Raw genomic sequence first — 13275 nt, 5'->3', positions numbered from 1 at the left:
CCTTATCGCTTATATAACCTTTCTTAAAAACTATACAATTTAAAAAAAAGGTTAAACTAGCAAAAATTAAGGATATTAAAAATCCAAAAAGACATTCAAAACCAATCGGATTAATAATACAAGAAACTAATTCTAAAACAATTAACAAAATAGCTATATAGATTATATTTTGCTTACAAAAATTAAACATATTTATCATCTCTCTTTTTTATAAATCGGCACCACGATAGTTCCTGTTTTCCAAACACCACCACCAACACTTCCAAACCCCCATGAATTCGGCAAACCCGAAGATTTTTGATTATTTAAATCATAGGTTCCAGTAACACCCAAACATATATCCGCTGTAAGCGAAGGTGATTTTCCAACCTGTGTTGGATCTAAAGAAACCCCTCCTGAGAAACCTTTAGCGCTTTTTAAATACTGTAATGTTGATAAATCTGTTTTTGTTGTTGATGGTGTCTGTATTCCACAACCAACAGATCCTGAAAGATACCAATACAAATTTCCTGATGTATCACCGATAAAGCCACTCTCCGCTCCTAACCCAAGAACCAAAGCTAATTTTCCTCCAAAACCATAAGAGAAAGCTACATCATTAGATTTTTTTGAAGCAACTACATTCTGATTTGAGTCTTGAGCATTACCCTGTGGAATTTGTTGTTTCATTTCTGCTGATGCATCGCTATATGTAGGAATATTTTTCTCTCCTACAGTTTCACCGACTTGTAAAGTCCGTGGATCTCTTGTAAATCCTGACTTCTCCTTCCAATCAGCTCCGTATTTATCCCAAAGGGTATCACCCTTTTCTGCAGTATATGTTCCATCTCCATTATCTATCCACATTCCTGTAGGATCCGTATACTTTACCGGATTATTCCCCGCGTAGTGGTACAGGTGCATATTGACTATGTTGTATACCCCACCCATGCCGGGCAGTTTTTCATTATGCTTCTTAGCCTCGTCGTCCACCGGCGCTTTGGGTATGTACTCGCCCAGCGCCGGATCTCCACTCAACCACCTACTATACTTCGGGTCAAGGTACCGCGCGCCGTAGTAGTACAGTCCTGTTTCCTCATCCATCTCCTTACCGGTGAACCGGAAGGGCAGCTTGTCTAACCCTGCGGCTACTTCCTCTATCCATAATTCTCCGTAGGGGGTGTACTCGATATGTTCATACTGCTTCCCTCTCCAGTCGGTTACGAACTGTGCGCTGCCTAAGTGGTCTGAATGATAGTAGTACCGCTTCTCCCGCTGCTCGGCATTATCTCCGTTGTTATCGGTGTGCGTCATCGCGGTAACAAGCCGTGAGTTACCCACAAAGATGTGCTTATGCACTCGCAAGCCTTGCGGGTTATTCTTGTCCTGCACGGGGATGTGTATTGTGTAGAAGTTATTAAAGTATAAAGTCTCGCTTCGTCCTTCCTCGGTGTACTTGAGTGCTCTCTGCCCGTCCTCACCGTAGCGGTAGTGTACGGTGTAGCTGCGGTCGCTCGATTTGGTGAGTAAGTTCTTCTCGTTCCACGTGTAGTTACGGCGGTACGCGAATAGGTTCTCAGGATGCGTCTCTTCCGTCTCCTTCGGCGCGTCAAGGCCGAAGCCGTAGTCGGTGCCGTAGACGTCGGTGTCGGGGTCATAGCTGTATGTAAAAATAAACTCATCGTCCTCGGTAAACGGGCCGTCTTTTTCTGCCGTTATGTTGCCGTTTGCGTCATAGCGGTAGTAGCGGTTTCCTGCATGAATTAAACGGTGGGCGTAGGCCGGGTCGTACTCGTAGGTGAGGTCGTAGTCAAGCTCTGCTTTCGGGTAGGCGTTACCGCGGGCGCCGGGGAGGTTCGTGGTGCTTACCTTACGTGTCATGTTCCCATCCCCTTTTGAAAATATACACGCCGTCTGCTTCGTCGCTTCAAAAAAATTAATCCTCAACGTATCATAGATACGCCTGCGGTTAATTTTTTCTCGCTCCTCGCATCCGGCATGTCTCTTTTCAAAAGGCCTCGTTTTTCCGCTTCCTATCGTAAGCGGAAAAACCTCCGGCATAGTGTTTCTTTTTAATGAACAGCTTTCTTTGGCGGACTGCCGATACTTGTGTACTATTATTACAATATAAAAGTACACAAGTATCGGCACCGCGCTTTCCGCTCCAATCTTTTCGCCGCTTCTGCTTTGTCCCCGCGGTGTTTTTCCGCTCGGCCGCTTCAAAAACCGCAGATGCTTTATACGTGCGGTAAAAAGGATTTCCGCTTCAATCGCTGTCCGGGGGTGAGGATAGTTAGGCTGTAAATAAAAACAAAATTTTGTTTTCACTTTAAAAAATATTTTTCCCTTCGATACCGCCATGGATGGCGGTGGTTCTAAACAGTATCATGTTTTGCTGTCAGCAAAACAATATTACCACTCGGATATTTGTAAAACTTTCGATAAATTAATTTTTTTAAAGTCTTTTTTTGTGAATCTAAAATATGAAATAACTTGCTTTAAATTAGCAACCCATATTCCGTCGTTTTCTTCAAATGCATCGGATAATGCTATTTCTAAATCTATTAACACCTTATCTTTTGGTATCTGCTTAATAATATCAAAAGCCATACTAGCTCCGGGCCATGATAAATCTTTAAATAAAAACAACAATCCCTGCAATGCCTGTTCTTTAATCATATTCTTTTTCTTAGATAATACATACACTAAATTCTCCCAAATATCTTTCGATGCATTTTGAATACAATGTTGAATATCCCAATTATCATTAGCTATTAAAAACTCCATAGTTTTTTCTTGTTCAGCTCTTGATTTATTCCAACTCAAGTTATTAAAATTATTCATTATCAATCTTTCCTCTAACTTTTACTGAAATACTCTGCAAATATAATGTATATGGATGTGGATACTCATTGGCATGCTCTCTTGAAGCTTGCCAACTTGGCATAGTAGACATATCAACAGGGAAAACAGATACATGATATCCTCTATCACGGACAGCTACTAATAAACCAGAAGAATTTACAGCTTCCATTGTTGTTGCAGTATACGGTCCTGTCGTAGGTTTCATAGTAGTATAAGACAACCCTGTGATGTCCTGAGGTGTCCTTGGCGTTAAATTTGTACCGTTCCCGGACCCCAAGCGGTAAATAGGTGTTAAATTTTTCGATCCATTCTCTGTTAACGTAGTAGCATCATCTTTTACACGAGAGTCGGTTATTGAAGTGCTGATCAAATATATTGAACCTATAGCAGCAAAACTAGCTATATAACCAATCCATTTTTGTGGAATAAAATCACTTGCTTCAGGGACACCTAAATCTGTAGTAAATACTGCAGACAGTCCTTGTAATATTTTTTCAGAACTATACTGAATACTTGCAGCATCCATCTCATTCCCATCCGGATCCATATACTTCACCGGATTATTGCCCGCGTAGTGGTACAGGTGCATATTGACTATGTTGTATACCCCGCCCATGCCGGGTAAGTTCTCGTTATGTTTCTTTGCCTCATCATCTATTGGGGCTTTGGGTATGTAGTCGCTTAACGCAGGGTCTCCACTCAGCCATCTACTATACTTCGGGTCAAGGTAGCGCGCTCCGTAGTAATACAGCCCGGTTTCTTCATCCATCTCTTTGCCGGTAAACCTGAACGGCAGCTTGTCTAAGCCCGCAGCTACTTCCTCTATCCAGAGCTCCCCGTAGGGCGTGTACTCGATATGCTCGTATTGTCTGCCTCTCCAGTCGGTTACGAATTGTGCGCTGCCTAAGTGGTCTGAGTGGTAGTAGTACCGCTTCTCTCGCTGTTCTGCGTTATCCCCGTTGTTATCGGTATGCGTCATCGCGGTAACAAGCCGTGAGTTACCGACAAAGATGTGCTTGTGCACGCGTAAGCCTTGCGGGTTATTTTTGTCCTGCACGGGGATGTGTATCGTGTAGAAGTTATTGAAGTAGAGCGTTTCCCTTCTCCCTTCTTCGGTGTACTTTAAGGCGCGCTGGCCATCCTCACCGTAGCGGTAGTGTACGGTGTAGGTTCGATCGCTCGATTTAGTGAGGAGGTTCTTCTCATTCCATGTGTAGTTACGCCGGTACGCGAATAGGTTCTCAGGATGCGTCTCTTCCGTCTCCTTTGGGGCGTCAAGGCCGAAGCCGTAGTCGGTGCCGTAGACGTCGGTGTCCGGGTCGTAGTTGTATGTAAAAATAAACTCATCGTCCTCGGTAAACGGGCCGTCTTTTTCCGCCGTTATGTTGCCGTTCGCGTCATAGCGGTAGTAGCGGTTTCCGGCATGCACAAGCCGGTGTGCGTAGGCCGGGTCGTACTCGTAGGTGAGGTCGTAGTCAAGCTCTGCGTTCGGGTAGGCGTTACCGCGGGCACCGGGGAGGTTCGTGGTGCTGGCCTTACGTGTCATATTCCCGATGCTGTCAAAGGCAAAGTCTTGCTTATACTTTGCAACATGTACCGGCGTACTTCCAAAGCTTTTTATCGCCTTGTACTGGTTGCTGGTTCCCTCCACTCCGATGAGCTGATAGAGGCTGTCGTAGGTGTAACTCTGGCTCGTCTCGTAGACACTCGCGTCGTTGCTGTAACCGAGGACATTCCCGACTTTATCGAAGCGGTAGCTTATCTTTTGGAATACCTCATCGGTTTGTTTATTTCTCGTCTCGATGTCTTTTAACCACCGGCGCTTGTCGTCGTAGCGGTAGCGGGTCTCTACGCCGTTTCCGTATTTGATATACACGCGCTGCCCGTGTTCGTCATAGACAATCGTGTCAATGTAACTATAGTTTTCCGTTCCTTTTATTGTGTTCTTTACGCCGCTCACCCCTTTGAGCTGTCCGCCTTTGTCGTAGGTGTAGGTAATAGTTTCCCCGTCGGGGTAGTGCATGGTCTGCATACGGCCGAGGTAGTCCGAGCAATAGGTGAAGGTCGCCGTTTCCGGCTTACTGAGTACCTCGTAGCGCTGTATTGTCCGTGTCTCTTCTACGACTTCGCTTAACTTCCCGTACTTGTAGCTTATTTCGCCTGATTCATCTTTTTTATGGACTATCTCTCCGGCTCCGGCTTGGCCGGGTACTCCGTATTCATACATTACGTCTTCACTGAATGGGTAGTCTATTTTTACAAGCCGGTCAAAGCCGTCGTAGTGGTACTGTATCTCGCTTAACTTACTGCGCAGCAGTGAGTCCGATTCCGCTTCAAGGAGGCCTTTACTATCATAGCGCCATTCTTTCCGGCCTGAGTCTTTGCTTTCTAAGGCAACCCTTCGGCCGAGTAGGTCGTATGTTACCGAGACAATGTTTTCATTGGCGTCGTAACTTCGCAGCATTTCACCCAATACCGAGTATTCATATCTGCCTTTGGTTAAGCGTGTGCCGTTTTTATCGAGGCGTTCTACTTCGCAGATGTTTCCACGCGCGTCTTTCTTCGTAACGCTCTTATTCTCTAACGGGTCGGTTGCGATCGTTATCTGTAGATTATCTTCTATCGCGTACTCATTTTTCTGCTCGCTTCCGTCGGGTAATAGGGTGTTAATTACTCGGTCGATTCCGTCATAGGTGTAGCTCGTCTCGTTCCTAAGCTTCATAAAGTCGTTTGTTTCATAGAACTGCTCGACGCTTGCGTAAGAAGCTTTACTTGCAAGCTCAGCCGGTAAATCGCCGCCATAGAAGAAGGGCATTCCTTCTTTTATCTTTCTTCCCGCTTCATCGTAGTGTGTTGCCCCAGAAATATTCCAGCCGACATTCGTTTCTCCGGCGGTTCCTTCTCGGTACACTTCCCCTTCTTTTGCCGTGTAGAGGGCGCGGCCTAAGCCGTCATGCATGACTATCGTTTTCATCACGGCAGTGTCGGCCGCTTCGGTGGTAAGCTTATTTGCCGTTACCGTGTACCAGAAAGAAGATGAAGGGGTATGGTACTCGTACTTTGCGTAGGGAGTACCTGCCGTATCATCATAGGGACTTTGTACTTCAATAACGCGGCCGAATCCGTCGTAGCGGTACTTCATGGTGTTACCCGCGCTGTCGGTTTCTTCCAGTTTTACCCCTAAGGCGCTGTCCCAAAGGAGTGTGCTTTCGTACGGCGCTCCGCCTGTACTTCCTTCTTCCGTTATTTTAACCGGGTATATCCCGTCTTGGTAGCGGTAACGTACCTTCTTGCCGGTGGGGCTCGTGAGCGTTTTGATATTCCCGCTTTCATCCCACTCTATCGTGTAGGTAAGGAGTGTGTTATTGCCCGTGTACTGCTTTACTTCCGTTATCGCGCCCGTTTGGCTATCATAGCGTCCTTCTCGCTTCCGCAATAGCCGTCCGCTCTTACCATCCAGCACTTCGATGCGCTCCGGGTGTGCTTTAAAGTAGCGCCGCTCATCGCCGCTATCCCAATACCGTATGCGGGCAATAATATCGTCGTTGGGATTCGTAACGTCTCCCTTATCTTCTAAGCTCGTAACATTGCCGTACCGATCATAGCGATAATCGCTTTCCGTTTGTATCGACCGGTATCCTTCCCGTATCGTGTTCCACTCTCGCTTTACCCGTGCATGAGGGACTTCATCCGTTTCATACTCTTTTATCGAATAAACAGCGCCGTTATAGCTTACCGTCTCTTTTTTTACCATCCCTTTGCGGTAATAGGCATCGATGTAGTATTCACTCTCCGTTACCTTGCCTGTTCCCGTTACCGCGCGTACTGTCTTAAACCCGTAGAACTCTTTTGCTTTGCGGTCATAGTAGCCGTCTTTATAGCTATAGGTTGTGCGGTACGATTGTATGTTTCCGCTCTTACTCTGCAGCCCCGAGTTCATTGTGACGCCGCTTAACACATACTTACTCTGCGGTAATTCCCGCGTATTCCCTACTCTTTGGTACTCTATCTCATAGCTGCCTCCGGTCGGAAGGTGTATCGTTTTTAATAGTCCTACTTTCCCTAACTTGTTCCGCTGTACATAAAGCTTATCAGCTCCTCCGATGTTAAAGACGCGATCGGCTAACCCATCCCCGTCTACGTCAAAGAGGCGTAAGCTCACCTCACTTTCGCTATAGGTTCCGCTCGCTCCACCTGAAAAGTTACAAATGATATTAATCCCTGCCCATACCGGAAACCCCACCTGTCCTGAAAGACTTCCGGACACGCCCACGCTCCGGCTCGTGTTAAACTCCAGTGCGTCAGGCGTCTTTAATAGCTTGTTTATTTTTTCCGTATCGAGCTCTTTTTTCATACTGCCCGGCCGATAGGGAATTTGGATACGCTCCGATGTCCCAACGAGCCGGCTCAGCGCCTTGCTATAATAATCTTCATACTCCCCACCTTCGAGGGTGCGTATCGCAATGGTCTTTTCTTCCCCGCCGAAGCCTGAGCCGCGGTTCACTTTGACGGTATAGTTACCACCCTTTACCGTTAATAGGTCGGGAAGCCCGTCTCCGTTGATGTCGGTGATAAGGAAATCGGTGGCTGTTTGACTGATGTTCACATTAACGCCGATGTTTCCTCCCCCGTAAACAAGCGAGGCGCCGATATTCAACCCTAAGCCGAAGTTCCCGCCGCCACTATTAACGCTTCCTTTCGATATGCTTTCTGCATGCCACGCTCCTGCCGCTGTAAACCCATCTCCGATATTTAGCTTCGCCACGCCCGCCTGTTGGTAATCAAGTGAGCCGTCCCCATTCCCTTTTGAAAATATACACGCCGTCTGCTTCGTCGCTTCAAAAAAATTAATCCTCAACGTATCATAGATACGCCTGCGGTTAATTTTTTCTCGCTCCTCGCATCCGGCATGTCTCTTTTCAAAAGGCATCGTTTTTCCGCTTCCTATCGTAAGCGGAAAAACCTCCGGCATAGTCTTGCTTTTTAATAAACCGCTTTCTTTGGCGGACTGCCGATACTTGTGTACTATTATGATTATGTAAAAGTACACAAGTATCGGCACCGCGCTTTCCGCTCCAATCTTTTTACCGCTGCTGTTTTGTTCCAGCGGTGTTTTTCCGCTTAACAGCTCCAAAAACCGCACTTGGATTATACGCGCGGCAAAAAGGATTTCTGCTTCAATCGCTGTCCGAAACACTACCGTCCCTATTTCTGTTTGCTTCCCACATACGGCCGTAACTCGTTCTGCGGGAAAGAGAGCATTTTTTAGACATCGCATTGTATGCTTCATCTTTTTACGATCTATTTCACGCAAAATAATCAATCCATCTTAACAAGTATCATAAATATAGAAACAAAAATACTCCAAATAATAGTTAATTCGAGTCCTAAAACAATCTCATATTTATCAAGCCATGGAAAATAACTATTAATAAAAAGACTTACTGCAACAGCCAAAAATACAGAACCAAAGTAAATCAGCAATGTGATAAAAAATTTACGAACAGGACGCATAATCTACCTCAACTCTGACTTTTGGGTAAGCGAATAATACATATCTATAGCAGTAGGAATTACAGATTCTCCAACCACACCAGCAGCTCCAGCCCATTTTGGTTGTTGAATTTCAAAATCTTCAACAGTCCCTGTTAATAAATTGGGAACCCTACTCGTACTTGTTGAACAACTTCCAATAGCAGCTTGTGTAAGTCCACTAGCCACAAATGCATAAGCGGCACCTTTTCCCATAGTCTGTAGTGTTTCAGAAATTGATTGTTTTTTACCTTTAATCGCTTTTGAAGCAACATCTTTTAATCCAGCATCAACTGCACCAGAAACTGTATTTATAGCGACTGTTTTTGCAACATTTGATGCAATAATTTTTGACGCCGAAACAGCACCTCTTTTTGCTATTTGAATAGTTGCAGTTTTTGCTGCATTTGTAACAATTGCTCCAGAAACACCAGCAGTCAACGCACCTATTGCTGTAGATGTGGCGATGACCGCCCGGGAAGTTTTATCTGAGAATGTATTGTTCAAGGCATCACCAAAAGACTGCCCAGATGCCATTCTTAAACCAACCTCTGATGCAACAGAAGTAAAAAAACCTACAGCAGCACCGATTACAAAATTTATACATCTCCCATCCGGATCTTCGTATTTAATGGGATTATTCCCCGCGTAATGGTACAGGTGTAGATTCACCACATTAAACACCCCGCCCATGCCGGGTAAGTTCTCGTTGTGCTTCTTCGACTCGTCGTCTATCGGGGCTTTCGGTATGTAGTCACTTAATGCAGGGTCGCCACTCAGCCACCTACTGTACTTCGGGTCAAGGTAGCGCGCGCCGTAGTAGTACAGCCCCGTCTCTTCATCCATCTCCTTACCGGTGAACCGGAACGGTAACTTGTCTAACCCAGCCGCGACTTCCTCTATCCAGAGCTCTCCGTATGGCGTGTACTCGATATGCTCATACTGCTTCCCTCTCCAGTCGGTTACGAATTGCGCGCTGCCTAAGTGGTCTGAGTGGTAGTAGTAGCGCTTCTCTCGCTGTTCTGCGTTATCGCCGTTGTTATCGGTGTGCGTCATCGCGGTAACAAGGCGTGAGTTCCCCACAAAGATGTGTTTGTGTACTCTCAAGCCCTGCGGGTTATTCTTATCCTGCACGGGGATGTGTATTGTGTAGAAGTTATTAAAGTATAAGGTTTCGCTTCTCCCTTCTTCCGTATACTTTAAGGCGCGCTGACCATCCTCACCGTAGCGGTAGTGCACGGTGTAGCTGCGGTCGCTCGATTTGGTGAGGAGGTTCTTCTCGTTCCACGTGTAGTTACGCCGGTACGCGAATAGGTTCTCCGGATGACTCTCTTCCGTCTCTTTCGGCGCGTCAAGGCCGAAGCCGTAGTCGGTGCCGTAGACGTCGGTGTCGGGGTCGTAGTTGTATGTAAAGACAAACTCTTCGTCGTCGGTAAAGGGTCCGTCTTTTTCTGCCGTGATGTTGCCGTTTGCGTCATAGCGGTAGTAGCGATTCCCTGCATGCACAAGCCGGTGTGCGTAGGCAGGGTCGTACTCGTAGGTGAGGTCGTAGTCAAGCTCTGCTTTCGGGTAGGCGTTACCGCGGGCGCCGGGGAGGTTCGTGGTGCTGGCCTTACGTGTCATGTTCCCGATACCATCGAAGGCGAAGTCTTGCTTATACTTTGCGACATGTACCGGCGTACTTCCAAAGCTCTTTATTGCTTTGTATTGGTTGCTGGTTCCCTCCACTCCGATAAGCTGGTAGAGGTTATCGTAGGTGTAGCTCTGGCTCGTCTCGTACACACTCGCGTCATTGCTATAGCCTAAGACGTTCCCGACTTTATCAAAGCGGTAGCTTATCTTTTGGAATACCTCATCCGTTTGTCTGTTCTTTGTTTCTATGTCTTTTAACCACCGGCGCTTATCGTCGTAGCGATACTTTGTCTCTACGCCGTTTCCGTACTTGATGTAGACTCTCTGTCCGTGTTCGTCATAGACAATCGTGTCGATATAGGAATAGGTTTCAGTTCCTTTTACCGTGTTCTTTACGCCGCTCACCCCCTTTAGCTGTCCGCCTTTGTCGTAGGTGTAAGTAATGGTCTCCCCGTCAGGATATTTCATCGTCTGCATACGGCCTAAGTAGTCGGAGCAGTAGGTAAAGCTCGCCGTTTCAGGTTCGCTTAACGTTTCGTAACGCTTAATCGTCCGCGTCTCTTTTACGACTTCGCTTAACTTCCCGTACTCGTAGTGTATGTCGCCTGATTCATCCTTCTTATGGACTATCTCTCCGGCTCCCGCTTGCCCTGCTTGGCCGTAGGTGTATTCAACGTCGGTGCTGAACGGGTAGTCTATTTTTACGAGCCGGTCAAAGCCGTCATAGACGTACTGTATCTCGCTTAACTTACTGCGCAGCAGTGAATCCGTCTCTGCTTCAAGGAGGCCTTTACTATCATAGCGCCATTCTTTTCTTCCGGTGTCTTTACTTTCTAGGGCAACCCTTCGGCCGAGTAGGTCATACGTTACCGAGACAATGTTTTCATTTGCGTCGTATGCCCGAAGCATCTCTCCCAATACCGAATATTCGTACCGGCCTTTGGTGAGGATGTTGTTTGCCTTGTCCCTTCGTTCCACTTCGCGGATGTTTCCGCGCGCGTCTTTCTTTGTAACGCTCTTATTCTCAAGCGGGTCGGTTGCGGTTGTTACCTGTAGGCTGTTTTCTATTGCGTACTCGTTTTTCTGTTCGCTTCCGTCCGGCAACAATGTTTTTATTACTCGGTCTATGCCGTCGTAGGTGTATACCGTTTCGTTGCGGAGCTTGGTAAAGTCGTTCAGCTCATAGAACTGTTCGACGCTTGCGTAGGCGGCTTTGTTGGCAAGTTCATTCGGTAAATCGCCGCCATAGAAGAACGGCATTCCTTCTTTTATCTTTCTGCCTGCCTCATCGTAGTAGGTCGCCCCTGAAATATTCCACCCGACATTCGTTTCTCCGGCTGTTCCTTCTCGGTACACTTCTCCTTCTTTTGCGGTGTACAAAGCTCTTCCTAAGCCGTCATGCATGACTATCGTTTTCATAATGGCCGTGTCGGCCGCTTCGGTGGTAAGCTTATTTGCCGTTACCGTGTACCAGAAAGAAGATGAAGGGGTATGGTACTCGTACTTTGCGTAGGGAGTACCTGCCGTATCATCATAGGGACTCTGCACTTCAATAACACGTCCGAAACCGTCGTAGCGGTACTTCATGGTGTTACCCGCACTATCGGTTTCTTCCAGTTTCACTCCTAAGGCGCTATCCCAAAGGAGCGTGCTTTCGTACGGCACTCCCCCTTTACTTCCTTCTTCCGTTATCTTAACCGGGTATATCCCGTCTTGATACCGGTAGCGCACCTTCTTTCCGGTGGGGCTTATCAGGGTCTTGATGTTCCCGCTTTCATCCCAGTCTATCGTATAGGTAAGGAGTGTGTTATTTGCGGTGTATTGTTTTACTTCCGTTATCGCGCCCGTTTGGCTATCATAGCGTCCTTCTCGCTTCCGCAATAGCCTGCCGCTCTTGCCGTCCAGCACTTCGATGCGCTCCGGGTGTGCTTTAAAGTAGCGCCGCTCATCGCCGCTGTCCCAATACCGTATGCGAGCAACGATGTCATCGTTGGGATTGGTAACATCTCCCTTGTCTTCTAAGCTCGTAACATTGCCGTACCGGTCGTATTTGTATGCGCTTTCCGTTTGTATCGACCGGTATCCTTCCCGTATGGTGTTCCATTCTTTCTTTATCCGTGCATGAGGAGCGACATCCGTTTCATACTCTTTTATCGAATAAACGGCACCGTTATGGCTTACCGTCTCTTTTTTGACCATCCCTTTGCGGTAATAGGCATCAATGTAATACTCCGTCTCGGTCGTCTTCCCCGTTCCCGTTACTGCGCGTACTGTCTTAAACCCGTAGAACTCTTTTGCTTTGCGGTCATAATATCCGTCTTTGTAGCTATAAGTTGTGCGGTACGATTGTATGTTTCCACTCTTACTCTGCAGCCCTGAGTTCATTGTGACGCCGCTTAACACATACTTACTCTGCGGCAGCTCCCGCGTGTTCCCTACTCTTTGGTACTCTATCTCATAGCTGCCTCCGGTCGGTAGCTTTATCGTTTTTAATAAGCCTACTTTCCCTAACTTGTTCCGCTGTACATAAAGCTTATCAGCTCCTCCGATGTTAAAGACGCGGTCGGCTAACCCATCCCCGTCTACGTCAAAGAGGCGTAAGCTCACCTCACTTTCACTATATAGCCCGCTTGCTCCACCTTTTGAAAATATGCGGGCATCTACGGCGTCGCACGCCGAAAATAAATGCTCACCGTATACCTGATACGCCTCCGCTTTATTTTCGGCTATCTCCTTGTATCTGCTCCGCCTCTTTTCAAAAGGCATCGTTTTTCCGCTTCCTATCGTAAGCGGAAAAACCTCCGGCACAGTGTTTCTTTTTAATAATACCTTTCTTTTGGCGGACTGCTGCATTTTGTTTATTATTATCACAAAGAAAACAAAATGCAGCACCGCGCTTTCCGCTTCAATCTTTTTGCCGCTGCTGCTTTCTTTAAGCGGTGTTTTTCCGCTTAAGCGCTCCAAAAACCGCACTTGCATTATATGCGCGGCAAAAAGGATTTCTGCTTCAATCGCTGTCCGGGGGAGGGAATAATTAAGCTGTGAATAAAAACAATTTGTTTTCACCTTAAAAAATATTTTTCCTTTCACTACCGCCACGGATGGAGGTAGTTCTAAACAGTATCATGTTTTGCCATCAGCAAAACATGATATCAAATCTGTACAAGGACGTACAGATTTGATATGGCTTCCCACATACGGCCGTAACTCGTTCTGGGGGAAGTGAGTATGAAGTTTTAGCAGTTTTTTAAAAAATACTCTATTTCT

At 46.6% G+C, this 13275-nt stretch carries 4 protein-coding genes; all 4 read right to left on the bottom strand.

Going from position 1 to position 13275, the window contains the following annotated elements:
• Positions 1-195: 195 nt before the first annotated feature.
• The 4 genes from ABH09_RS00915 to ABH09_RS00900 all read right to left on the bottom strand — a co-directional run bounded on the left by ABH09_RS00915 (position 196) and on the right by ABH09_RS00900 (position 13074).
• On the bottom strand, positions 196-2307 hold the full coding sequence (locus ABH09_RS00915; RefSeq protein ID WP_253714849.1) for an RHS repeat domain-containing protein: 2112 nt from the start codon (positions 2305-2307) through the stop codon (positions 196-198).
• 84 nt (positions 2308-2391) lie between these two features.
• Complete coding sequence (locus ABH09_RS00910; RefSeq protein ID WP_253714848.1) at positions 2392-2823, bottom strand: hypothetical protein; 432 nt, start codon at positions 2821-2823, stop codon at positions 2392-2394.
• Positions 2816-8122, bottom strand: coding sequence for a toxin TcdB middle/N-terminal domain-containing protein (locus ABH09_RS00905; protein ID WP_253714847.1), 5307 nt, complete (start codon positions 8120-8122; stop codon positions 2816-2818). The genes ABH09_RS00910 and ABH09_RS00905 overlap by 8 nt, the downstream gene beginning before the upstream one ends.
• Before the next feature lie 239 nt (positions 8123-8361).
• Positions 8362-13074 carry a toxin TcdB middle/N-terminal domain-containing protein gene (locus ABH09_RS00900; RefSeq protein WP_253714846.1) on the bottom strand — a complete coding sequence of 1571 codons (4713 nt, stop codon included), beginning with the start codon at positions 13072-13074 and terminating at the stop codon, positions 8362-8364.
• Positions 13075-13275 lie beyond the last annotated feature (201 nt).

The sequence above is a fragment of the Treponema sp. OMZ 803 genome (genome assembly GCF_024181165.1).
In the GTDB taxonomy this organism is placed as follows: domain Bacteria; phylum Spirochaetota; class Spirochaetia; order Treponematales; family Treponemataceae; genus Treponema.
This window is presented reverse-complemented; position numbering and strand designations above follow the sequence as displayed.

Coding starts and splice junctions, on each gene's coding strand:
- ABH09_RS00910 (WP_253714848.1), bottom strand. CDS start 2,823: ATGAATAATTTTAATAACTTGAGTTGGAATAAATCAAGAGCTGAACAA.
- ABH09_RS00905 (WP_253714847.1), bottom strand. CDS start 8,122: ATGCGATGTCTAAAAAATGCTCTCTTTCCCGCAGAACGAGTTACGGCC.